The organism is Pseudomonas sp. DCB_AW (assembly GCF_026240895.1).
Classification (GTDB): Bacteria; Pseudomonadota; Gammaproteobacteria; order Pseudomonadales; family Pseudomonadaceae; genus Aquipseudomonas; species Aquipseudomonas kermanshahensis.
The window spans coordinates 233224-256245 of the sequence record NZ_JAPFCE010000001.1; the positions used below are offsets into that span (position 1 = coordinate 233224).

20 protein-coding genes are annotated in these 23022 nt (G+C 63.2%); 14 read left to right on the top strand and 6 right to left on the bottom strand.

What is annotated here, in order from left to right; translation table 11 throughout:
- Position 1: 1 nt before the first annotated feature.
- The 4 genes from OO306_RS01085 to OO306_RS01100 all read left to right on the top strand — a co-directional run bounded on the left by OO306_RS01085 (position 2) and on the right by OO306_RS01100 (position 4684).
- Positions 2-811 carry an ABC transporter permease gene (locus OO306_RS01085; RefSeq protein WP_027593811.1) on the top strand — a complete coding sequence of 270 codons (810 nt, stop codon included), beginning with the start codon at positions 2-4 and terminating at the stop codon, positions 809-811.
- 19 nt (positions 812-830) lie between these two features.
- A complete protein-coding gene (locus tag OO306_RS01090) occupies positions 831-1979 on the top strand; it encodes an ABC transporter ATP-binding protein (protein ID WP_027593812.1) in 1149 nt (382 codons plus the stop codon).
- 163 nt (positions 1980-2142) lie between these two features.
- Positions 2143-3450 (top strand): substrate-binding domain-containing protein, encoded by a 1308-nt coding sequence (locus tag OO306_RS01095; RefSeq protein WP_265967435.1) that lies wholly within the window; start codon positions 2143-2145, stop codon positions 3448-3450.
- 169 nt (positions 3451-3619) lie between these two features.
- On the top strand, positions 3620-4684 hold the full coding sequence (locus OO306_RS01100) for a TerC family protein (protein WP_265967436.1): 1065 nt from the start codon (positions 3620-3622) through the stop codon (positions 4682-4684).
- 5 nt (positions 4685-4689) lie between these two features.
- Here OO306_RS01100 and OO306_RS01105 read toward each other — a convergent pair whose 3' ends face one another.
- The 3 genes from OO306_RS01105 to OO306_RS01115 form a co-directional block, all read right to left on the bottom strand.
- A complete protein-coding gene (locus OO306_RS01105; protein ID WP_265967437.1) occupies positions 4690-5082 on the bottom strand; it encodes a hypothetical protein in 393 nt (130 codons plus the stop codon).
- Positions 5075-6472 (bottom strand): PAAR domain-containing protein, encoded by a 1398-nt coding sequence (locus tag OO306_RS01110; protein WP_265967438.1) that lies wholly within the window; start codon positions 6470-6472, stop codon positions 5075-5077. The genes OO306_RS01105 and OO306_RS01110 overlap by 8 nt, the downstream gene beginning before the upstream one ends.
- Positions 6473-6589: 117 nt before the next feature.
- Positions 6590-7819, bottom strand: a complete 1230-nt coding sequence (locus OO306_RS01115) for an acyl-CoA dehydrogenase (RefSeq protein ID WP_085273281.1) — start codon at positions 7817-7819, stop codon at positions 6590-6592.
- A 140-nt stretch (positions 7820-7959) separates the two neighbouring features.
- On the opposite strand from OO306_RS01115, the gene OO306_RS01120 reads away from it, so the two are divergent.
- Positions 7960-8886 (top strand): LysR family transcriptional regulator, encoded by a 927-nt coding sequence (locus OO306_RS01120; protein WP_085273280.1) that lies wholly within the window; start codon positions 7960-7962, stop codon positions 8884-8886.
- 185 nt (positions 8887-9071) lie between these two features.
- Complete coding sequence (locus tag OO306_RS01125; RefSeq protein WP_265967439.1) at positions 9072-10226, top strand: cysteine desulfurase family protein; 1155 nt, start codon at positions 9072-9074, stop codon at positions 10224-10226.
- A 137-nt stretch (positions 10227-10363) separates the two neighbouring features.
- Here the strand turns inward: OO306_RS01125 and nfsB are convergent, their stop codons facing one another.
- Complete coding sequence (gene nfsB, locus OO306_RS01130) at positions 10364-11017, bottom strand: oxygen-insensitive NAD(P)H nitroreductase (RefSeq protein WP_099429856.1); 654 nt, start codon at positions 11015-11017, stop codon at positions 10364-10366.
- Between the two features lie 103 nt (positions 11018-11120).
- On the opposite strand from nfsB, the gene OO306_RS01135 reads away from it, so the two are divergent.
- From OO306_RS01135 to OO306_RS01145, 3 genes are read left to right on the top strand one after another with little or no spacing between them, the layout of a single operon-like run.
- Entirely contained in the window at positions 11121-12044 is a 924-nt protein-coding gene (locus tag OO306_RS01135; RefSeq protein WP_265967440.1) for a LysR family transcriptional regulator, read from the top strand.
- Between the two features lie 48 nt (positions 12045-12092).
- Complete coding sequence (locus OO306_RS01140; RefSeq protein ID WP_099429858.1) at positions 12093-12923, top strand: AraC family transcriptional regulator; 831 nt, start codon at positions 12093-12095, stop codon at positions 12921-12923.
- Between the two features lie 50 nt (positions 12924-12973).
- Positions 12974-13558 carry a LysE family translocator gene (locus OO306_RS01145; RefSeq protein ID WP_265967441.1) on the top strand — a complete coding sequence of 195 codons (585 nt, stop codon included), beginning with the start codon at positions 12974-12976 and terminating at the stop codon, positions 13556-13558.
- A gap of 125 nt (positions 13559-13683) precedes the next feature.
- On the opposite strand, the gene OO306_RS01150 is transcribed toward OO306_RS01145, so the two are convergent.
- Positions 13684-14883, bottom strand: coding sequence for a sugar transporter (locus tag OO306_RS01150; RefSeq protein WP_027593822.1), 1200 nt, complete (start codon positions 14881-14883; stop codon positions 13684-13686).
- A gap of 202 nt (positions 14884-15085) precedes the next feature.
- On the opposite strand from OO306_RS01150, the gene OO306_RS01155 reads away from it, so the two are divergent.
- Positions 15086-16402, top strand: a complete 1317-nt coding sequence (locus OO306_RS01155; RefSeq protein ID WP_265967442.1) for a hypothetical protein — start codon at positions 15086-15088, stop codon at positions 16400-16402.
- Between the two features lie 64 nt (positions 16403-16466).
- Here OO306_RS01155 and calA read toward each other — a convergent pair whose 3' ends face one another.
- Positions 16467-17519, bottom strand: coding sequence for a vanillin reductase (gene calA / locus OO306_RS01160; RefSeq protein ID WP_186678760.1), 1053 nt, complete (start codon positions 17517-17519; stop codon positions 16467-16469).
- A 180-nt stretch (positions 17520-17699) separates the two neighbouring features.
- Here calA and OO306_RS01165 point away from each other — a divergent pair, with 180 nt between their 5' ends.
- From OO306_RS01165 to OO306_RS01180, 4 genes are all read left to right on the top strand, one after another.
- Positions 17700-18605 carry an AraC family transcriptional regulator gene (locus OO306_RS01165; protein WP_085273275.1) on the top strand — a complete coding sequence of 302 codons (906 nt, stop codon included), beginning with the start codon at positions 17700-17702 and terminating at the stop codon, positions 18603-18605.
- Positions 18606-19009: 404 nt separating this feature from the next.
- A complete protein-coding gene (locus tag OO306_RS01170; protein WP_265967443.1) occupies positions 19010-19516 on the top strand; it encodes a sigma-70 family RNA polymerase sigma factor in 507 nt (168 codons plus the stop codon).
- Positions 19513-20487 (top strand): FecR domain-containing protein, encoded by a 975-nt coding sequence (locus OO306_RS01175; RefSeq protein ID WP_265967444.1) that lies wholly within the window; start codon positions 19513-19515, stop codon positions 20485-20487. Before OO306_RS01170 ends, OO306_RS01175 begins: the two co-directional genes overlap by 4 nt.
- A gap of 94 nt (positions 20488-20581) precedes the next feature.
- Positions 20582-23017 carry a TonB-dependent receptor gene (locus OO306_RS01180; protein WP_265967445.1) on the top strand — a complete coding sequence of 812 codons (2436 nt, stop codon included), beginning with the start codon at positions 20582-20584 and terminating at the stop codon, positions 23015-23017.
- Positions 23018-23022 lie beyond the last annotated feature (5 nt).

The window sequence follows — 23022 nt, forward strand, 5'->3', positions numbered from 1 at the left end:
CATGCTCCTGTCACCCAATGCCATGGGCCGCCCGCTGCGTACGGGCCTGTACCTGACCACCGGGGTCATCGCGGCCTTCCTGCTGCTGCCGGTGGTGTTCATCGTGCTGCTGTCGTTCGGCTCTTCGCAGTGGCTGGTGTTCCCACCGCCGGGCTGGACCTTCAAGTGGTACGGCCAGTTCTTCTCTAACCCGGAGTGGATGGATGCCGCCCTGGCCAGCCTCAAGGTCGCCGTGCTGACCACTGTTGCCGCAGTGCTGCTGGGCCTGCCGACGGCGTTTGCCCTGGTGCGCGGCCGCTTCCCCGGCCGTGAGATGCTCTACGGCCTGTTCACCATGCCGATGATCGTGCCGCTGGTGATCATCGCCGTCGCGGTGTATGCGCTGTTTCTCAAACTGGGCTACACCGGCACGCTGTTCGCGTTCGTGGTCAGCCACGTGATCGTCGCCCTGCCCTTCACCATTATCTCGATCATCAACTCGCTGAAGCTGTTCGACCAGTCGATCGAAGATGCCGCGGTCATCTGCGGCGCCTCGCGCCTGCAGGCGATTTTCAAGGTGACCTTCCCGGCCATTCGCCCGGGCATGATCGCCGGCGGCCTGTTCGCCTTCCTCGTCTCGTGGGATGAAGTGGTGCTCAGCGTGATGATGGCCAGCCCCGACCTGCAGACCCTGCCCGTGAAGATGTGGACCACCCTGCGCCAGGACCTGAGCCCGGTGATCGCCGTCGCCTCGACGCTGCTGATCGGCCTGTCCCTGCTTGTGATGGTCATTGCCGCCGCTTTGCGCCGGCGCACCGAAGTCAACGCCTGAGCGCCCGGAGAAAACAACAATGAGTGCAGTGATCAAAGACAACGCGCACAACAAGACCCTGGTCAGCCTGCGCGGCCTGAACAAGCACTACGGCGACTTCACCGCCGTGGACAACCTGGACCTCGAAATCCAGGACGGCGAGTTCCTCACCTTCCTCGGCTCCAGCGGTTCGGGCAAGTCCACCACCCTGTCGATGCTAGCCGGTTTCGAAACCCCCAGCAGCGGCGAGATTCTGGTCGAGGGCCAGTCGCTGGTGAACGTACCGCCGCACAAGCGTGATATCGGCATGGTGTTCCAGCGTTATTCGCTGTTCCCGCACCTGAACGTGCGTGACAACATCGCCTTCCCCCTGGCCATCCGCAAACTCGGCGCCGCCGAGATCAACAAGCGGGTCGATGCCATGCTCAAGCTGGTGCAGCTGGAAAAGTTCGCTCACCGCAAGCCTTCGCAAATGTCGGGCGGCCAACAGCAACGGGTGGCGATCGCCCGCGCGCTGGTTTATGAGCCCCGCATCCTGCTGATGGACGAGCCGCTCGGCGCATTGGATAAAAAGCTGCGTGAGGACCTGCAGGACGAACTGCGCCAGTTGCACCGCCGCTTAGGCATCACCATCGTCTACGTCACCCACGACCAGGAAGAGGCCATGCGCCTGTCCCAGCGCATCGCCATCTTCAGCCATGGCAAGATCGTTGGGTTGGGCAGTGGCTATGACCTTTACCAGAACCCGCCGAACGCGTTCGTCGCCTCATTCCTGGGCAATTCCAACTTCCTGCGGATCAAGGCCAGCAGCAATGGCGCGGGCAGTTTCGAGGGCCAGCCGGTGGCCATCCGTCTGACCGCCGGGTTGGCTGCCGAGCAGCAGGCATTGATCATGGTACGCCCGGAAAAAGCCCTGGCACTGACCGCCGCCCAAGCCGCCGCGCAACCCCTGCCAGCGGGCTGGAACGAGGTGCGGGCCAAGGTCGCCGAAGTGTTGTTCCTGGGTGAAAGCCAAACGTGCCATGTGGTCACTGCCGGCGGTACCGAAATGACCGTGAAGGCGCTGTCTGCGGCAGGCATGCCGATGCAGCCGGGGGATACCGTGAACGTGCGCTGGGCCGTGGCCGATGCCTGCATCTATACCGAGTGGGCGGAGAGTGACCTGAGCAAGTCGGCAGGCGCGCACTGATTTAGCAGCAACCTGTGGGAGCACCTGTCTTGTGGTGCTTGTACCGGCCTCTTCGCGGGCAAACCAGCTCCCACAGGATTAACGCCCTCCCAACTGCCTGTCATATTTCTATCACGCCACCGTCGTAATCTGCCGGGCAACTCTGTGCCATAGGTTGCCCGGCATGCCCCGCCTGCTGCTCATTCTTCTTGCCCTGCTTCCGCTGTCGGCTCTGGCCGATTTTGCGCATTTGCGCGTGCAGGGCTCCAACACCATCGGCGCGGCCTTGCTGCCGGCTTTGGTGCAAGGGCAATTACGGGCTCAAGGTGCAACGGCGATTGAACAGGTCCCCGGCACACACACTAACGAAACCGTCATCACCGCCCGCGACGTTCGCGGGCAACCGCTGCGTATCGACATCGCCGCGCATGGTTCCAGCACCGGCTTTGCAGCGTTGGGCCGGGGCGAGGCCGACCTGGCTGCCGCCTCGCGGCCGATCAACGATACAGAAGTTCAGCAACTGCATGCCCTGGGTGACCTGCGTGCGGCCAGCGCCGAACAGGTCATCGGCCTCGATGGCGTGGCGGTGATCGTCCACCCCGACAACCCAGTGCCGCAACTGACCACGCTGCAACTGGCGCAGATCTTCTCCGGGCACATCCAGCGCTGGGACCAGGTGGGCATTGCGGGTGGGAAGATTCACCTTTATGCCCGCGACGACCGTTCCGGCACCTTCGAAACCTTCAAGGCACTGGTGCTCGACCCTAATCAAGGCGAGCTGTCTGCCAAGGCTCAGCGTTTTGAATCCAGCGACACGCTGGCCGAGCGGGTCACCGCCGACCGCCAGGCCATCGGTTTCAGCAGCCTGGCGGCAGTACACGGGGCCAAGGTGCTGGCCGTCGCCCAGGGCGATGCACCGGCCATGCTGCCGCAGCGCTCGCTCGTGGCCAGCGAGGACTACCCACTATCGCGGCGCCTGTATTTCTACCTGCCAGCCAACCCCAAGCCTCAGGCCAAGGCCCTGGCCGACTTCGCCCAGAGCCCAGCCGGCCAGGCCATCGTCGCGCAACTGGGTTTCGTTTCGCAGCAGGTCAAGGCCCAAGCGGTCCCCCCACAGGCCGACATGCCGCCACGCTACCGCACACTGGCCGAGCAAGCGCAGCGGTTGAGCGTGAATTTTCGCTTTCAGGAGGGCAGCGCCAGCCTCGACAACAAAGCGTTGCGCGATGTGCAGCGGGTAGCCGAGTACCTGCGCCAGGCCGGCAAGCTGCAGAGCAAGGCGGTGCTGGTGGGCTTTGGTGACCCCAAGGAGACACCCGGGCGCGCGGCGCTGCTTTCGCGCTTACGGGCGTTGGCGGTTCGTCGCGAGCTGGCACGCGATGGCGTGGACGTGCTGGAAGTGACCGGCATGGGCGACGAACTGCCCGTGGCAGGGAACGACCAGGAGCAAGGCCGCTTGCGCAATCGGCGGGTAGAAGTGTGGGTGTATTAAGGCGTCACCCGCCGGGTGCCAGGCAAAGAAATGTAACAGGTCTGCATTCGGCATCCCGCGCAAACGGGACTAGGCTCAAGCCCATGTGATACCGGGCCCCTCTGACGGCTGCCAAGCCGCCATGTCGGATCACTGTTGCCTTGCAACGTCGACAATCAAGGAGGGGCTCATGACGGCTCTGCAGACATTCCTCACCACTCCGTTTCTCGGTACCAGCACCTGGTTGTGGCTGGTGTTCATCGCCATCGTCATCGGTTTACTGGTACTCGACCTGGGCGTGCTGCACCGCCAGGACCGCGAGATCGAAATGCGCGAAAGCCTGCTGCTCTACTCGGGCTATTTCAGTGTCGGCGTGCTGTTTGGCGTCTGGGTCTGGTATGAGCTGGGCGCGCAGTCGGCGCTGGAGTTCTACACCGGGTTCCTGGTCGAGCAGTCGCTGTCGATGGACAACGTGTTCGTCATGGCGATGATCTTCGGCTTCTTCGCCATCCCCCGCCGCTATCAGCACCGCGTGCTGTTCTGGGGCATCCTGGGCGTAGTGTTCCTGCGGGCGATCATGATCGGCGTGGGTGCGACACTGGTGCAGAACTTCGAATGGGTACTGTACATCTTTGGCGCCTTCCTGCTGTTTACCGGGGTGAAGATGGCACTGTCGAAGGAGGACAGCCATCCGGACCTGGCCAACAACCCAATCTTGAAATTCGTGCGCCGGCACATGCGGGTTACCGACCAGATCCACGGCTCGCACTTCTTCGTGCGCCAGACCCCGCCAGGGCAAAGCAAGGCGCTGCGGTATGCCACCCCGCTGTTTCTGGCCCTGGTACTGATCGAACTGGCCGACCTGGTGTTTGCGGTCGACAGCGTGCCGGCGATCTTCGCCATTACCCAGGACCCGTTCATTGTCTATACCTCGAACATCTTTGCCATCCTCGGCTTGCGCTCGCTGTACTTCGCCTTGTCGGCGTTGATGCACCGGTTTATCTACCTCAAGTACGCGCTGGCGTTGGTGTTGATCTTCATTGGTTGCAAGATCTTCTACCACGGGATGGTCGGCAAGGTGCCGGCGTTGCTGTCGCTGGGGGTGACGTTTGGGTTGTTGCTGGGTGGGGTGGTGGTGTCGTTGGTCAAGACGCGGGGGGGTAAGGTAGCGGTGGATGAGGCCAGCATGGAGCCGCTTTCGGCGGGGAAAGCTGAGGGTGATAAAAAAGAGAAAGACCCGCAATTGCGGGTCTGAATCGGCTACTTATATTTGAACAGTGCCCATATAACAAACATCCAAATAGTGCCCGCCATGCTCAGCCACGCTGAGAGTGCAAGCTTGCGCTTAAGGCAAAGCGGTAAAGCCGCCAGCTCCTTCAAATCCAAGCGCCCTGCACGCGATTCGATCCAAGGAAACGCAACGAGCCCACTCACCGTGCAAACAAGAAGCCATCGCCACTTGAAACCGCCACTCCGCCAAGCACCCTTTACTGTTTGAAAATAAGGATTACTGGTGATAGCCGAACAGGCAACCTCGTAATCCTTAGTCATGGTTATATATGCACTTATAGCAATTCCCGGCAGACCTATTACAAAGGGGCTGAGTAAAAGCATAAGCTTTGCCATTGCTGGCCAGCCCGTAATGTCAATCATGGGTGACCTCGTAAATAAAATCTCCCGCTGACTCACCAAATGCCGCGCCAGCAGTACTTCCTGCTAGGCCTCCTGCCCCAACTAATACGATCCCGCATATCGGTATGGCGAGACCTGCCGTCCCAATGGACAAAGCGCCGCACAAAGTACCGGCTACCGTGCCTACAGCTGCAGAAGCAAGTGTCCCTCCGACAAATCCACCGGAAAAACTGCCCGCTTCAGTGAACCGAATTCTCTTGCAAGCGGCGGTCTCACCCGCTCGACATACGTCCTGAACCTTCAAGTACGACGAAGTGCCGCCGATCCCAACCCCCACATGTCCACCAGACTTTAAATACTGACTAAGTTTCGCAACCCTGTCCAAGTGCGTCGCATACCCCGGTATCTGCCCCGCCCCACCCGCTTTCGACCAATGGTGCACCAGGCTCTTGGTCGAAATATTCAGACTCTTCTTCAGCCGCTCATAACTCCCCAAGTTCAGCTGCTTGTTAAGCAATGCCGCCTTCAACTGTCCATCCAGTTGCTGCAACAGCTCACGCCGCGAGACGAAGAATTCGCGACTGTTCAAGTGCCCATGCCGCATAAACTCGCGCTGATGCAATTGCTCGATCTGGTTCAAGGTGTTGCGGACCTGTTTCAACCCTTGATCCAGCATGTCCTTGCCCACGCCCATCGATTGGCTGGCATTGCTGAGCAAGCCGGCAATATCAGCCTGGTGCTTCATCATGAAATCCGATTCGGCAAAATCCAGCGCCGCCAACGCGTGCCGGGCGTCCTGAGCGGCAGCCATCAGCTTGGCTTCCTCACGGGTACAGGCATCGCCATTATCTGGGTCACCAATGACGAAAATTTCCCCAGCCTTGAATCCTTGATCGTAGGTAGGATTAAGCCGCTGCAAACGGGAAATGGGTAACGTGGCGTCCTGCTCGGCCAACCGCAGCAGAACCTGAGAGAACGACATACTTCTGGGAACCACATAAAAGCCCGGTTCCATTGTCCCCGGCAATGCTGTAACTGACCCTCGCGAGCAGTTGCCTGCTTGAGCACCCGCGGATGGCACAATAGACATTACGCGGTTAGACGCCAAAGTCCGCAGAGGTGGCGGTGCCACATCCAGCGGTGCTACGACTCGGTTACTACCGGGCGGGCAACCACAGTTCACCAGCGCCCCATCCATGGCCACGGCATGGCCATCAGAGAAGAAATGCAAAACGCCTTCAGCGACGGTCCCTTCATCGCCGCAGAGGGGACAGGGTGTTGTCCTGTCGCCCTCCCTGAGCACCCTACGCCCGTCGCTCAAATAGCAGGGATCAGTCGCGATGCAAACAGCGCCCGTCGTGGTGACATCACCGTCTACCGCCTGACCTTTTCCTCCCAGGTTGACACGCATCGACACGCTCTCTGTGCATAGGTGAGGTGTCGAAACCTAACAGCTGCAACAGCGCTTTTAGTGCCTGAACGTCAAAACCAGACACTTCCTACAGCAATTACGAAATCTGCTTACAAATCACTTGGAACTACGCAACATCTCCACCGGCACATACTTGCCAATCTCATACTTTCCAATCGCGGCCCGATGCACTTCATCCGGCCCGTCGGCCAGGCGCAAGGTGCGCTGCATGGCGTACATATACGCCAGTGGGAAATCACCGCTCACCCCGGCGCCACCATGCATCTGGATCGCCCGGTCAATCACCTTCAAGGCCACATTCGGCGCCACTACTTTGATCTGCGCGATTTCGCTGCGGGCCACTTTGTTGCCGACCGTGTCCATCATGTAGGCCGCTTTCAGCGTCAACAGGCGGGCCATGTCGATTTCCATGCGCGAGTCGGCGATCTTGTCGACGTTGCCGCCCAGGCGGGCCAGCGGGCGGCCGAAGGCTGTGCGCTCCACGGAGCGTTTGCACATCAATTCCAGCGCCCGTTCGGCCATGCCGACCGAGCGCATGCAGTGGTGGATGCGGCCTGGGCCGAGGCGGCCCTGGGCGATTTCGAAGCCACGGCCCTCACCCAGAATCACGTTCTCGTAAGGCACCCGCACGTTCTCGAACAACACCTCGGCATGGCCATGCGGCGCGTCGTCGTAACCGAACACCGGCAGCGGCCGGACGATCTTCACGCCAGGCGCGTCGGTTGGCACCAGCACCATCGAGTGCTGCTGATGGCGCGGCCCTTCGGGGTCGGACAGGCCCATGAAGATCATGACCTTGCAGCGCGGGTCACAGGCCCCGGAGGTCCACCACTTGCGGCCATTGATCACCCACTCATCGCCATCACGCACAGCGGTGGCGGCCATGTTGGTGGCGTCCGAGGAGGCCACGTCCGGCTCGGTCATGGCGAAGGCCGAGCGGATCTCCCCGCGCAGCAGGGGCTCCAGCCACTGGCGTTTCTGCGCCTCGCTGCCATAACGCACCAGCACTTCCATGTTGCCGGTGTCCGGTGCCGAGCAGTTGAACGGCTCTGGCCCGAGCAGCGAGCGGCCCATGATTTCGGCCAGCGGGGCATATTCCAGGTTGCTCAGCCCGGCGCCGTACTCCGACTCAGGCAAGAAGAGGTTCCACAGCCCCTCGGCGCGGGCCTTGGCCTTGAGCTCTTCCATGATCGCGGTGGGCTGCCAGCGATCCCCCTCGGCGACCTGGCGCTCGAACACCGCCTCGGCGGGATAGACATAGGCATCCATGAACGCGGTGACGCGCTCACGCAATGCCTGGACCTTGGGCGAATAGGCGAAATCCATCGGGGCTACCTTCACGGTTCGTAGGACATGGGCCAGAGCCTAGAGCAGCACGCGCCCATCCACCTAGTCTATTTTCCGCGTGTATAAACATTCATAACCGATATATGATCGGGCAATAATTCCAACAACGAGCGGCGCACATGAACCTCAGCAAGGTCGACCTCAACCTGTTCATCGTCTTCGACGCGATCTACACCGAAGCCAACCTGACCCGCGCCGGGCAAATTGTCGGCATCACCCAACCGGCGGTGTCCAATGCCCTGTCGCGGCTGCGCGAAACCTTCAACGACCCGCTGTTCGTGCGCACCGCACAAGGCATGGTGCCCACGCCGATGGCGCAGAACATCATCGGCCCAGTGCGCAACGCCCTTGCCCTGCTGCGCACCTCGGTGCAAGAAAGCCGCATCTTCAACCCGCAACAGGCCAACAAGACCTTCCGCATCAGCATGACCGACCTGACCGAGGCGGTGATCCTGCCGCCGCTGTTCCAGCGCCTGCGCCGCCTGGCGCCTTCGGTGCTGATCGAGAGCTTCCTGTGCAAACGTCGCGAAACCACCAAGGAACTGGCAGCCGGGCGGCTGGACTTTGCCGTCGACGCCCCGCTGAACACCGACCCGCAGGTACGCCACGTCAAACTGATGCAAGACCGCTATGTCTGCGCCCTGCGCCAGGGCCACCCGCTGGCCGACAGCAAACTGACCCTCGACAGCTACCTGGGCATGACCCATATCCATATCTCCAGCCGCCGCAATGGCCTCGGCTATGTGGACCTGGCCCTGGGCAAGATGGGCGTGCAACGCAAGGTGGCCTTGCGCTCCCAGCACTACCTGATGGCGTCGCAGGTGCTGCAGCAGACCGACATGGTGATGACCGTCCCCGAGCGTTTCGCCCGCCGCCATCAACTGCGCTACCAGGCGTTGCCTGTGGATGTACCAGCGCTGGAAACCCACCTGTACTGGCATGAAAGCACGGATCAGGACCCCGCCAACCGCTGGATGCGCGAGCAGATCATCGAGTTGTGCGAACGGGTGGTGGCGGAGGAAGAACGCACGCTGGAACCGGCCTGACGCTGCTGTGATGGGACGGACGCCTGTCTGCTGGAGAATTTTTTTCTCCACCAGCCTAAATTAGAAGAATTATTTACCAAACAGGTGCGAATCAACTAAACAGAAGGCAAAAATTGTTGGCCAAGGGCCGGGTACGCTTACTGCAACGATCACTGAATCCCACGTGACAGACACGGACCCGCCCCATGCCCAGCGCCCCGCTCTACTTCGACTACGCCGCCACCACGCCCGTTGACGACCGCGTCATCGAAACGATGCTCGCCTGCCTTGGCCGCCAAGCCAACTTCGGTAACCCCGCATCCAGTGGCCACGCCTATGGCCAAGCAGCCCGCAATGCTGTGGAGCAGGCGCGCCAGCAGGTCGCCGAACGCGTCGGCGCCCGCGCCGATGAGCTGGTGTGGACATCAGGCGCTACCGAGTCCAACAACCTTGCGCTCAAGGGCATCGCCCAGGGCATTGGCGAGCCGGGACACCTGATCACCAGCCAGCTGGAACACAAGGCCGTGCTCGACACGGTCGCTGAACTGGAGCGCCAAGGTTGGGCCGTTACCCGCCTGGCTGTGGATGCTTCGGGCCTGATCCAGCCTGAAGCCGTGCAGGCGGCACTGCAGGCCGATACCCGCCTGGTCTCGCTGATGGCGGTCAATAACGAACTGGGCACCGTGACCGATTTTGCGGCGATTGGCGAGCGCGTGCGTGCCCACGGTGCGCTGTTGCATGTGGACGCCGCGCAGGCGGTGGGCAAACTGGCCATCGACCTGGCAGCAATGGCGGTGGACCTGATGTCGTTCTCGGCCCACAAAGTCTACGGCCCAAAAGGCATCGGCGCGCTCTACGTCGGGCCGCGCGCGCGCGAGCTGATGCGTGCGCAGATGCACGGTGGCGGGCATGAACACGGGCTGCGTTCGGGCACCCTGGCGACCCACCAGATTGTCGGCATGGGCAGCGCCTTTGCCCTGGCCGGCCAGCCGGGGGACAGCGAACACCAGCGCATCGAGCACCTGTCCCAGAAGCTGCGCGATGGGTTGTTGGCCTTGCCAGCGGTCAGCCTCAATGGTTGCGACACACAGCGCATTGCGCATACCTTGAACCTGTGCATCCAGAGCCGAGGCTTCAACAGTGCAGCGTTGGCCAGTGAGTTGGCATTGTCGACCACGTCAGCGTGTAATTCGGCGAGCAATGCGCCATCGCATGTGCTGCTGGCACTGGGGCTGGATGAAAGCCGGGCACGTAACAGCGTGCGGTTGAGCATTGGGCGGTTCAGCACCGAGGCTGAAGTGGACAAGGCAATCGAGGTGTTTGCCAGGGCTGTGACAGCGGCGTCAGTGTCGTTGTGGTAAAGCTGGCGCCGACGTCCTAGGCCGATGTAGGAGCAGCCTTGCGCTGCGAAGAGGCCGGTGAAATACAGCGAATCTTGGCTGCTTTCACCGGCCTCTTCGCAGCACAAGGCTGCTCCTACAGGCTCAGAGAAAGGCGCTCAGAGAAAGGTAAACACCTTCGAAGCCGGCAACCGCGACTTGCTCAGCCCCGCATTGAAGTCAGCCTCACTCCGATAGCCCAGGCTCATGATCACCACACTGGTGTAGCCCTGCTCGCGCAGCCCCAGCTCGGCATCCAGCGCCTTGCTGTCGAAGCCCTCGATCGGCGTCGCATCCAGGCCATGTGCCGCAGCCCCAAGCAGTGCAGTGCCCAAGGCCAGGTAGGTCTGCTTTTCCATCCAGTGCTGCACGTCTTTCTGGTCGAAGCGGTGCAGGTCGACGTAGTGACGACGGCTCTGGTTCTGCCCGGCGCGGGCCTGTTCATCGCGAAAACGGCCATCAGCGGCTTCCTGCGCGAGCACCGCATCCAAATGGGCCTCGGTCATCTCGGTACGGGTGCAGAACACGATCACATGGGACGCATCGAGAATCTTCGGCGTGTTGTAGGCGAAGCGCTCTTGGGTGCTCTTGGCCAACCGCGCCTTGCCTTCGGCGCTGTCAGCGACGATGAAGTGCCAAGGCTGTGAGTTGACCGACGATGGGCTGTGGCGCAGTTGCTCGAGCAACGCATCGAGGGTGGCCTGGGGAATGCGACGCGAGGCGTCATAAGCCTTGGTGGTGTAGCGGCGCTTGGCCAGGGAAACGGTATCCATGCAACAACTCCTGCAATGAAACGGGATTTGTCGCGCATCTTATCTTTCCTGCAGATAAGAAAAACCGGCAAACTACAGCAACACTTTCATCCTGCGAGTGAAAATGCTGCGCATCACCGACCTTGAACTGTTCGTACGCAGCAGCGTGCTGGGCAGCTTCACTGCCGCCGCCCATGAGGCCGAACTGCTGCCGGGCCAGGTGGCCGCCGCCATCAAACGCCTGGAGCGCGAGCTGGACGTGCGCCTGTTTGCGCGGACCACCCGCAGCCTGCGCCTGACCGCTGCGGGCGAGTTGTACTTGCCGACCGCGCAGAATGTGCTGGAAAGCCTGCGCCAGGGCCGCGAGGACCTGCACGGTAATGCCAGTAGCTTGCGCGGCATCCTGCAGGTTTCAGCCCCTTCGGACATGGGCCGCAACATGCTGCTGCCCTGGTTGAGCGCCTTTCGCCGCGAGCACCCAGCGCTGCACCTGCGCTTCTTTCTGTCCGACCAGATGGCCGACCTTAATCGCGACCCGGTGGACATCGCCATCCGCTACGGCCTCAACCAAGATGCCAACTACATCGCCCTGCCCCTGGCCAACTGGAACCGCCGGGTACTGGTCGCTTCCCCCGATTACCTCGCGCGCCACGGCCGGCCACTGACGCCAGAGGCCCTGCAGCAACATGCCTGCCTGTTGTACATGCAACAGAACCGGGTCTATGACAAATGGCGGGTGGGTAACCGCACCGTGCAGGTGCGTGGGCCGCTGGTCAGCGACGACGCCGATGTGATCCGCCGCCTGGCGCTGCTGGGTGAAGGTATCGTCTACAAGTCGTGGCTGGATGTCAGCGCCGACATCGAGGCAGGCGCACTGGAGATTCTGCTGCCCGAATACCTGGGCGAGCCAACGCCGGTCACCTTGGTCTGCCCGCACCGCAAGCAGCTGACGCCAGCAGTGACACAGCTGCACCTGTGGCTGCGCGAACGCTTCGAGGCCCTGCGGCCGCGGCTGCTGAACAAGGGCTGCACAATCGTTCCAGACTGAACCCCACGCGTGCGCTAAGGTAGCGTTTTACCCCCACGGCCTGCCCCCATGAGCAACTGGATCGACCTCAAACAAGACGCCGACACCGGCATCGAGTCGGTCCGCGCGCATTTTGTCGGGCATGCCTACGACCCGCACTGGCACGACAGTTTCCTGGTCGGCGTCACCGAGCAAGGTGTGCAGCAGTTCAACTGCCGGCGGGTACGCCATCGCAGCACGCCGGGCCAGGTGTTTCTGCTCGAGCCCGGCGACATCCACGACGGCCTTGCACCGACCGAGGAAGGCTTCACCTACTCGACGCTGTACCTGGAGCCTGCCTGGCTGGACGATCAATTGCGGGCCTTGTTCGAACACGCACCCAGCGCCGGCCTGCCCAGCTTTGCCGATACCTTGTGCCACGATGAGCGCCTGGCCCGCGCCACCGCGCTGGCCTTTAACAGCGTGCACTACCAGGACCTGCGCATTGTCCGCCAGACCGCCATGGACGACCTGCTGGCCTGCCTGACCCGCCATCTGCACTGGCGCAAACGCGTCAACCCCGACCCGCGCCTGCCGTTGACCGCGCAGCGGGCGCGTGACTACCTGCATGCTCACCTGGACCGCGACATCGGCCTGGAAGACCTGGCCCAGGCCTGCGGCGTCGACCGTTTTCGCCTGACCCGGGCGTTCAAAGCCGCCTTCGGCCTGGCCCCGCACGCCTACCTGATCCAGTTGCGCCTGGCCCGCGCGCGGCGCCTGCTCAGCCAAGGCCAGACACCTGCTGAAGTGGCCATGGCGCTGGGCTTTGCCGACCAGAGCCACTTGGGGCGCTGGTTCCGCCGGGCGTATCGGTTGACCCCGGCCGACTACCGCAGGCGCTGCTCAAACCTTCCAGACTGACTGCAGCCGGGCAGCGAACATGGCGCTTCGAACCCTCGGAGCCTTGTGCCATGTCGCAGACGTTGTTGCCTTTCATCCTCTTCGCCCTGGTGGCCAGCATCAGCCCCGGGCCGACCAATCTGTTGATCCTGGCACATGGCGCACGGCAGGGCTTGCGGGCAAGCGTGGCGCCCATCCTGGCCGGCTGTGGCGCGGCGGCGGCCGTGGTGTTGCTGGTCGGGCTGGGGCTGGGCGAGCTGTTACTGCGCCATCCACTGGCCCAGCGGCTGATGAGCTGGGCCGGCGTGCTGTGGTTGAGTTGGCTGGCGTGGCGCATTCTGCGCAGCGCTGGGCAGCCCGTGGACATCAACGCAGACAAGCCTTTGGATGCGCTCAGCGCGGCGTCGCTGCAAGTGGTGAACCCGAAAGTGTGGATGATGGCCGTGGCCGTGATCGGGGTATTTGCCGCGCCGGCACTGCCGGTGTGGCAGTTGGCGCTGGTGTTTCTGCTGATTGCCCTGCCGTGCATGACGGCCTGGGCACTGCTGGGGGTGGGAAGTGCACGCTGGTTGCAAGCGCCTGCGCGGTTGCTGTGGTTCAACCGGGGGTTGGCGGTGGTGTTGCTGGTGTCGGCTTGGGCGACGCTGCTGGGTTGATTGTGATGTTGGCTTTGCCGGCCTCTTCGCGGGCAAGCCCGCTCCCACAGGTACTGAACTACTCTCCAGACTGATGGGGATCCTGTGGGAGCGGGCTTGCCCGCGAAGAGGCCTGTACAGGCAAATCAGCCACCTAAGGCATCACGAAACCGCCGGGTACTGGCCGCCGCCAGCAGCAACCCGACAACCGCGACACAGCCTCCGACCAGGCCGATGTCGGCCACGTCCATCTGGCTGCTGACGATACTGCCCAGCAATGCCCCGCCACCAATACCGATGTTGTAAATGCCCGAGAACAAGGCCATGGCCACGTCCGTGGCATCGGACGCCAACTTCAGTGTCTTGGACTGCAGCGACAGGCTGAAGCTCAAGATCGCCACGCCCCAGAACATGCTCAACACAGCAAACGCATAGAAGTTGCCCGACAACGGCAACATCAACAGCAGGCAGGCCGCCAGCAGGCCAATCGAGCCCACCAGAAAACCCTGGGGGAAGCGGTCGCTGTAACGGCTGAACAGCACCGAGCCGAATACGCCGGCGCCACCAAACAACAGCAGCAGCAACGTGGTGCGCTCACCGCTGATCTGCGCCACATGCAGGGCAAACGGTTCGATGTAGCTGTAGGCGGTGAACTGCGCAGTGATCACCAGCGTCACCAACAGGTAGGTGATCACCAGGGCCGGGCGCTTGAACAGGATCGGCAAACTGCGCAGCGAACCGGAGTTCTGGCTGGGCAGCAGCGGCAACGACTTCATCAAGCACAGCATGGTGGCCAATGCCACCCCGGCAATGCTGAGGAACGTCACGCGCCAGCCCAGGGCCTCACCCACCACACGGCCCAGCGGGATACCCAACACCATCGCCAGGGTAGTGCCGGTGGCCAGCAGGCCCAGCGCTTTGGCCTGCTGGCCAGGCGGCGCCACACGCACGGCCAGCGACGCGGTAATCGCCCAGAACACGGCGTGGGCCAAGGCGATACCGATGCGGCTCACCAGCAACATGGCAAAGCTCTGCGACAGCCACGACAACAGGTGGCTGACGATGAACACCAGAAACACGAACAGCAGCAGGCGCCGGCGCTCGATGTTGCGGGTCAGCAGCATCATCGGCAGCGACGCCAGGGCCACGACCCAGGCATAGATGGTCAGCATCAGGCCGACCTGGGCAGTGCTCATGTCGAAACTGCGGCCAATGTCGCTGAGCAACGCCACCGGGACAAACTCGGTGGTGTTGAAGATGAAGGCCGCGAGGGCCAGGGCGATCACGCTCAGCCAGCTGCCGTTACCGGTGGTCGGCGGCACATCGGTGGGTAGGGGTCCGTTCATGGGTGGGGTTCTAGTCTCCGCAGGCATGGCGAAAAAACGCGCGTCAGGGGCCAAGTATCGGCCGCGCTGAGGCACGGGTTTGTTATTGGAAGGAATGCCGGCATGGTACGCGTCAATACCGGGCCTCACAACCAGCGGCACATTGCGAGTAACATGCCCGCTTAATGTGAATTGCAAGCGGAACAAGGAGCCCGATCCGCCCATGGACAAGCAACAACCCCAGCAGCAGTGGCAGCAGGCGGTCACCACCTACGCCCAGGCCATCAACCGCTACGTCGCGCAAGGCTGCGCACAGGGCTGGGACAACCTCGAAGAACCACAGCCTGCGGCCACCGAGCACCTGCTCGACGCCTGGCAGGCCGCCTTGGAAGCGATCAACCTGCCGGGTGTGGACGAACAGCAACGCCAAGCCTTCCGCGCCGCCTGGCCGCCTGCCCACCTGCCGCTGGTGCCGCTGCTCGATGCGCATGGGCAAGGCATCTGCAGCGTCCTGCTGCTGGACGACGGCAGCCTGCTCGCGCGCATTGGCATGCCCTATGAAAAGGGCCAAGTGGTTCGCATCGATCAACAAGGCGTGACGCCCGTCATCGGTATCGAGCACTTCGGGCGCTGCCCGCAGCGCCGCTACTTTGCCCTGGCCAACGCCGAGGGCGTGCGCGTGACCGATGGCTGGGGCGGCCCGCAGGTCGCTCGCCTGGCCTGGCCTAGCGGGCTCGAAGGCCTGCCAGCGGGTTACCCGTTCGAGCCGCTCGACCTGCCACCCACACCCACCAGCCTGGTGCCCTTCGCCGATGGCCAGCGGGTGCTGCTGGTGAGCGCCGAGGGTATTTACCTGCTGGCCGCCGAAGGTGCCACCCGGCTGCTGCCACGCCAGTCGCAGATACTCGAGGAACTGGCCGAAGGCACCGACCCGGACGATATTGCCCTGGGCCTGGCCATGGAGCACGGTGCAGTGTCGCCGGACGGGCGCCTGATCGTGGTGGGTGAACAATGCAGCCGCCACCTGGTGCTGAATGACCAGTTGGAGGAAGTGGCGCAGATCGGCCCCGGCGGCGAATACCCGCACTTCGCCCTGTTCAACCGCAGCGGCGACCAGTTGATCGTCAATGCCTGCCACTTCTACAACGGCGGCACACTGGGGGTACGCGTGGCAGACCTTGCGGGCCTGGACACCGACTATTACAGCGAAGACCCACGCACCCCACTGCTGCAAGACGGAGCGCGGGTGTATGCCGGGGTCGCAGGCGATGGCGAGTACATCGTCGGCGATGCCTACGGCTACCTGCGGGCCTTTGGCGAAGAGGGCACGGAACATTGGCAGCACTTCCTGGGGTCGACCATCAGCGCCATGGACATCAGCACCGATGGACGCACGCTGGTTGCGGCGAGCCATGCCGGGTTCATCTCGGTGATTGCGCTGGGCAGTGGACGGCCTGAGTGGCAGATCGGTACCGGCGAGCATGGTGAAGTGCGGCGCTGGTTGTTCTGGAAGGGGTGGGACAAGGCGCTGGTCTGGTAGATCTGCACTGGCTTCTTCGCGGGCAAGTCGGACCGCGAAGAGGCCAGTACAGACGACTACTCGATCAGCCCTGAAGCGTGGCCATGTCGATCACAAAGCGGTACTTCACATCCCCAGCAATCATCCGCTCGTAAGCCTGGTTGATATTACGAATATCGAGCATCTCGATATCGCAACGGATGTCGTGCTCCGCACAGAAATCCAGCACTTCCTGAGTCTCGGCGATGCCGCCGATCAGCGAGCCGGCCAGTACCCGACGCTTGAGCACCAAGTTGGCCGCGTGCAGCGCCGGTTCAATCGGTTCGATCAGGCCGACCAGAATATGCACACCATCGAAGGTGAGGGTTTCCAGGTACGGATTGAGGTCGTGCTGCACCGGAATGGTGTCGAGCAGGAAGTCGAAGCGACCTGCCGCGGCGCGCATCTGCTCGTCATCGGTGGACACGATCACATGGTCGGCACCCTGGCGGCGCGCTTCCTCGGCCTTGGCTGGCGAACGGGTGAACAAGGTCACTTCCGCGCCCAGCGCCTTGGCCAGTTTGATACCCATGTGGCCGAGGCCGCCCATGCCCAGGATGCCTACCTTGTGGCCAGGGCCAACGCCGTGGTGCTTGAGCGGCGAATAGGTGGTGATACCGGCGCACAATATCGGCGCGGCGCTGGGCAGGTCCATGCCGGCAGGGATACGCACCACAAAGTGCTCGCTGACGACGATGCTGCTGGAATAGCCACCCATGGTGTTGCTGCCATCGACCCGGTCAGGGGTGGCGTAGGTCATGGTCGGGCCTTCCACGCAGTATTGCTCCAGGTCCTTGGCGCACGCCTCACAGTGGCGGCAGGAATCAACCATGCAACCGACGCCTACCAGGTCGCCGACTTTGTGCGCAGACACCTTGTCGCCCACCGCGGTGACCCGGCCGATGATCTCGTGGCCCGGCATCAACGGGTACACGGCGATGCCCCATTCGTTGCGCGCCTGGTGGATGTCGGAGTGGCACACGCCGCAGTAGAGAATCTCGATGGCAACATCGTCCGGGCGCGGGCTGCGGCGTTCGAAGGTCATGGGAGCCAGAGGGCTGGTCGGGGTTTGGGCGGCATAACCGATGGCGGTGTACATGCGGGACCTCGCAGAGAAGTGAAACGATTCAGGCGGCGCATTTTGCGCGCCCTGCCTCCCCTCGCCCACCGCAGATTCTCCGGCATGCATGCCTGATTCTCCGGAGTTACCCGCAAGCATCTGACGCTAGACCTTCAATCTGCGATGATGCAACTGTCTGATTCTCTGCCCAGGTTCACCATGCAGCTCACCCGCCATGTCGACGCCAACGCCCCCCTCTGCGCGCTGATCCGCCGCCTCGCCACGCGCCCGGGTTTCGTGCCCACTCACCTGCCCCAGGTGCAGGTGCTGAGCTGGGACCACTATGTCGCCAGCAGCCCGCAAATCTACGAGCCAAGCCTGATGATCCTGGCCCAGGGCAGCAAACTCGCGCGGCTGGGGCCGCGCACCCTGGAGTACGGTGCGGGCCACTACTTGGTCCAGGCGTTGTCGGTGCCGTTCATGTGCGAAACCTTCGCCACCCGCGAGGCGCCGCTGTTGGGCGTGGCAGTGGACATTGACCGCAGCGTGCTGGGTGAACTGGTACAAAGCATGGACCTGGCACCGGATGCCGCCGTCCAGGCCCAGACCCCGCAATCCATGACGTCTGCAGCGCTGGATGCGCCCATGCGCGAAAGTGTCGAACGGCTGCTGAGCTGCCTGCAAGACCCGCTGGATGCCAAGGTGCTCGGCCCGGCCCGGGTGCGCGAAGTGCTCTATACCGCGCTACGCGGCCCGCAAGCCGGCGTGTTGCGGGCGTTGGTCGAACAGCAGGGGCATTTCGCGCGCATCGGTGCCGCCCTCGCCCACTTGCGTGAACACTACACCGAGCCGTTGAGCGTCGAGGCGCTGGCGGCACGCGCCAACATGAGCGTGTCGACCTTCCATGAGCATTTCAAACGCTGCACCGACATGGCACCGATGCAGTACCTCAAGCGCCTGCGGCTGCTCAAGGCGCAGCAGATGCTGATCGGCGAGGGCTTGGGGGTGGCGCAGACGGCGCACCGGGTGGGTTACCAGAGCACGTCGCAGTTCAGCCGTGAGTACAAACGCCAGTTTGATCGTAGCCCGGGGGATGAGGTGGCGTACCAGAGTTTGCCGGTTTGATGGTTGGATCTGGGGCGTGCGTGAGGTTTACAGGTGGATGGCTGGGGGGCTGTGGTGTGGCTGAAATCGAGCGCCGCCCGCGCGGCGCTTCGCAGCACAAGGCTGCTCCCACATCTGTTTCGGGCCAGTAAAGCCTGTGCCTGCGCGCGCGACCGCCTTGTTGGTCCGACTCGATATCAAGGTGGGCACCAAGGGGCCGCGCGCCCATGCCCCAGGAATAATTGGCCCGAAACAGATGTAGGAGCAGCCTTGTGCTGCGAAGCGCCGCGCGGGCGGCGCTCGGTTTCCGCCACACCATCAAACCCCAGCCATACACACCCAACATCTCACACACCCCATTGCTACCCACCAACCGACCCAGCTAATATTGAGAACGATTCACACTCACAACTGGATACCAGGCGTTGGACAGCACATCGACCCGCAAGCTGGGCTTCTTCTTCAGCGACCATCACCGCTGGCTGCTCCAACATGTCTTCAAACGCCTGCGTAATCGCGCCGATGCCGAGGACACGGCAGCCGAGGCGTTCTGCCAGATGCTGGGCGCACGCGTCGATCCGGACAGCATCGAGCAACCGCGTGCCTACCTCTCGACCATCGCCCGTCGGCTGATCTTCGATCGGTACCGCCGTCGCCAACTCGAGCAGGCGTACCTAGAGCGCCTGGCACTGCTGCCTGAACCCATCGCCCCTTCTGCCGAAGAGCAACTGCTGCTGCTCGAGGCACTGGTGACCATCGACAAGGTGCTGGACGGCTTGCCCGCCATGGTCAAGGCCGCCTTCCTCTACAGCCAGCTCGACGGCATGAGCTACGTCGACATCGCCGCCCGCTTGCAGATCAGCGAACGCACCGTCAGCCGCCACATGAAGCAGGCCCTGCGCCAGTGCTACCTGTGCGAGGTGCACGCATGAGCGCAACACGCCTAGACCCGATCAGCGAGCAAGCCATCGACTGGATGGTCGCACTCAAGGCCGGCACGCCTGACCAGGCGCTGCTGCAACGCCTGGCGCACTGGCTGCGCCAGGACCCCGCACACCAACGCGCCTGGGACCGCTTGCAACAACGCCTGGGCAGCCCGTTTGCGGCGCTGCACGCGCTGGACCAACGTGCCCCAGGGCAAGCCGCCGAAGCCCGCCAACTGCTGCTCACGCCCACCCACTCTCGCCGCGAAGTGCTGGGCGCGCTGGCAGGCATGGGGGTCGTCGCAGGCGCCTTGTGGAGCGGTTGGCGCAGCGACAGCGCGCAAAACTGGCTGGCCGACCTGCACACCGCCAGCGGCGAGCGGCGCAGTTTTACCCTGGCAGACGGCAGCCGCCTGAGCCTCAACAGCGCCAGTGCCGTCGACCTGCAGTTCGATGCCAGCCAACGCCTGCTGATACTGCGCCGTGGCGAAATGGTGATTCAGGTTGCGGCCGACCCTCAGCGGCCCCTGCGCGTGCGCACGCCCCAAGGACAAGTGCAGGCGCTGGGCACCCGCTTTCTGGTAAGCCAAGAGCAAGCCGCTACCCGCGTCGTGGTACTGGAGCACAGCGTGCGCGCCAGCCTGCGCGATGGCCGCTGGCAAGACGTGCAACAGGGGCAGGCAGCCCTGCTGCGCAGCGATGGCATCCAGCAACTGGGCGGCGAGCAGCAGCAACGCAGCGCCTGGCTGTATGGGCGCCTGGAAGTGCTCGACGAACCCCTGCACGCGGTCATCGATGCCCTGCGCCCCTACCAGCGCGGCTACATACGGCTGGCCCCGGCGGTGCGCGGGATGCACGTGCAAGGCGTGTTCCCGCTCGACCAGCCGCAGGAGGCGCTGGCTGCCCTGGCGGAAGCCCTGCCGATCAAGGTCGAACCGTTCGGCCCCTGGGTAACGTTGATCGGCCCCAGCCAAGGCTAATGAAAATATTTGTGAAAATCATTCGCGGGCGTGTCCGGTTTTCGTTTCTCGTCCCACCTATCTCCTGACAAGTCACTTCATTCGGGAGAATTCTGTGCTCAACCTCTGGCCCCGCGCCTTGCCCCTCGTCGTTGCCCTGAGCAGCCTCAATGCCCATGCCCAGGTGCAGACCCTGGCGTTCGACCTGCCGCCTGCCAGCCTGGCCACCACCCTTAACCGGATTGCCAGCCAGAGCGGCTACATCATCGCGCTCGAACCCCAGCTGGTACGCGGCAAGCAGGCGCCGGCAATCGTCGGCCAGATGAGTGCCGAGCAAGCCATGCAAACCGCGCTGGTCGGCAGCGGCCTGCAATTGCGGCTGACCAGCAGCGGCCACTTCAGCGTCGCCCCGGCAACCCCAGAGAGCGACGTGCTGGAGCTTGGCAGCACCAGCATCACCGACAATTACCTGGATGCCACCAGCGAAGGCAGCGGCTCGTACGCCGCCCGCGCGGTGACCCTTGGCAAAGGCACGCACACCCTCAAGGAAATCCCTCAGTCGGTAACGGTGATTACCCGTAAACAGCTGGATGACCAAGGCATCACCGACCTGCAGGAGGCGCTCAACCACACCACTGGGATCGTCGGCGCGCAAGGCATTGGCCCAGGCGTGGTGGTGACATCGCGCGGGTTCCAGATCGATGACTGGCAGTACGACGGCGTGCCTATCCCACGTAATAACTATTCGCTGGGCAACTGGGCGACCCAGGACCTGGTGTTCTTCGACCGCATCGAGGTCCTGCGCGGCGCCTCGGGCTTGTTGCAAGGCACCGGCAGCCCCGGCGGCGCGATCAACCTGGTGCGCAAACGCGGCCAGGCCACCCCGACCGTCACCGTCACCGGCAAGGCTGGCTCCTGGGACCACTACGGCCTGCAACTGGACGCTGGCGGCCCGCTGACCGCCGACGGCCGCGTGCGCGGCCGGATGGTGGCCGACGAGGACCAGAGCGACAGCTTCATCGACTACCAATGGAGCAAGTCCCACTCCCTGTATGGCGCGCTGGACATTGACCTGAACGACGCCACCACCGTAGGTGCCGGCATCAGCTACAACCGCCAGCAGTCGCGGCCAATGCTGCGTGGCATCCCCCGCTACACCGACGGCAAGCCGGTCGACCTGCCGCGCTCGACCTTCACCGGCGCCCGTTGGAACCGTGCCGAAACCGACGTGACCACCTACTACGCGGACCTCGAACACCGCTTCAACGACGACTGGGCGTTCAAGGCCGCCGCCGTGCGCATGGACGAAGTCAACACTTCCACGCACCAGCGCGTGCAGTCCACCGGCCAGGGCGTGGCGCCGGACGGCAGCGGCATCACCTATGCCGACTGGCTCACCGACTTCCACAACACCAAGCTGGGCCTGGACATGAACGTGGTGGGCCACTTCAACACCGGGCCGCTGGCCCATGAAATCACCGTCGGCGGCAACTACTCCAAGCTGACGTCGGACGACGCCTATTGGCGCAACTTCGCCGCGTCTGGCGACACCCTCTTCGACATCGACCACAACCGCCCCGAGCCTAGCCGTGACAGTGTGTTCGACGGCAAGCTCGCGCGCTCCAACAAGGCCAGCTATGACATCCGCCAAAAAGGCCTGTACGGCGTGTGGCGGGTCAAGCCGACCGATGACCTGACCCTGATCCTCGGCTCGCGGGTCAGCTGGTTCGACTACAGCTGGGACTCGATCGACTTCAACAGCCGCACCGACCCCGGCAGCCGCACCCCCACCAGCCGCATGACCGAGTCGGGCGAAGTCACCCCGTATGCCGGCTTCGTCTACGACCTGACCCGCGAATGGGCCTGGTACGCCAGCTACACCGACGTGTTCGTGCCGCAGACCGAGCGGGCCGTCAACAACGTGCCACTCAAGCCTGTGATCGGCAGCAACTACGAAACGGGCCTTAAGGGCGAATTGCTGGACGGCCGGGTCAACGCCTCGCTGGCGGTGTTCCGCTACGACCAGGAAAACCGCGCGGTGACCGACGTGGCTTCGGGCTTTGCCTGTGATGACTGGTACTGCTCCACTGCGGCGGGCAAGGTGCGTAGCCAGGGCATCGAGGCCGAGATCAGCGGCGAAGTGCTCAGCGGCCTGCAGCTGTTTGCTGGCTACACCTACAACACCACCAAGTTCCTCGACGACCCGGACGAAGAAGGCCGCGTGTTCAGCCAGTGGACGCCCAAGCACATGTTGCGCGCCTGGGCCGACTACACCCTGCCACTGGACGGCCAACGCTGGAGCACCGGCCTGGGCTTCACCAGCCAAAGCCACACCTTGGGCTACGAACGCACCTACACCGTGCCTGGCTACACCGTGTGGAGCGGGCGCCTGGCCTATCAGCTGACGCCGGAAGTGAACCTTGCAGTCAACGCCAACAACCTGTTCGACAAGAAGTACTGGGTTGCCGGCTTCAACCAGCTCAATGGCAGCAACAACTACGGCGAACCCCGCAACTTCATGTTGACGGTCAAGTACACGCCTGAGTTTTAAAACGC

Coding starts and splice junctions, on each gene's coding strand:
- OO306_RS01085 (WP_027593811.1), top strand. CDS start 2: ATGCTCCTGTCACCCAATGCCATGGGCCGCCCGCTGCGTACGGGCCTG.
- OO306_RS01150 (WP_027593822.1), bottom strand. CDS start 14,883: ATGAACGGACCCCTACCCACCGATGTGCCGCCGACCACCGGTAACGGC.
- OO306_RS01105 (WP_265967437.1), bottom strand. CDS start 5,082: ATGATTGACATTACGGGCTGGCCAGCAATGGCAAAGCTTATGCTTTTA.
- OO306_RS01100 (WP_265967436.1), top strand. CDS start 3,620: ATGACGGCTCTGCAGACATTCCTCACCACTCCGTTTCTCGGTACCAGC.
- OO306_RS01135 (WP_265967440.1), top strand. CDS start 11,121: ATGCTGCGCATCACCGACCTTGAACTGTTCGTACGCAGCAGCGTGCTG.
- OO306_RS01125 (WP_265967439.1), top strand. CDS start 9,072: ATGCCCAGCGCCCCGCTCTACTTCGACTACGCCGCCACCACGCCCGTT.
- nfsB (WP_099429856.1), bottom strand. CDS start 11,017: ATGGATACCGTTTCCCTGGCCAAGCGCCGCTACACCACCAAGGCTTAT.
- OO306_RS01095 (WP_265967435.1), top strand. CDS start 2,143: ATGCCCCGCCTGCTGCTCATTCTTCTTGCCCTGCTTCCGCTGTCGGCT.
- OO306_RS01115 (WP_085273281.1), bottom strand. CDS start 7,819: ATGGATTTCGCCTATTCGCCCAAGGTCCAGGCATTGCGTGAGCGCGTC.
- OO306_RS01120 (WP_085273280.1), top strand. CDS start 7,960: ATGAACCTCAGCAAGGTCGACCTCAACCTGTTCATCGTCTTCGACGCG.
- calA (WP_186678760.1), bottom strand. CDS start 17,519: ATGTACACCGCCATCGGTTATGCCGCCCAAACCCCGACCAGCCCTCTG.
- OO306_RS01090 (WP_027593812.1), top strand. CDS start 831: ATGAGTGCAGTGATCAAAGACAACGCGCACAACAAGACCCTGGTCAGC.
- OO306_RS01110 (WP_265967438.1), bottom strand. CDS start 6,472: ATGCGTGTCAACCTGGGAGGAAAAGGTCAGGCGGTAGACGGTGATGTC.
- OO306_RS01175 (WP_265967444.1), top strand. CDS start 19,513: ATGAGCGCAACACGCCTAGACCCGATCAGCGAGCAAGCCATCGACTGG.
- OO306_RS01145 (WP_265967441.1), top strand. CDS start 12,974: ATGTCGCAGACGTTGTTGCCTTTCATCCTCTTCGCCCTGGTGGCCAGC.
- OO306_RS01155 (WP_265967442.1), top strand. CDS start 15,086: ATGGACAAGCAACAACCCCAGCAGCAGTGGCAGCAGGCGGTCACCACC.
- OO306_RS01140 (WP_099429858.1), top strand. CDS start 12,093: ATGAGCAACTGGATCGACCTCAAACAAGACGCCGACACCGGCATCGAG.
- OO306_RS01165 (WP_085273275.1), top strand. CDS start 17,700: ATGCAGCTCACCCGCCATGTCGACGCCAACGCCCCCCTCTGCGCGCTG.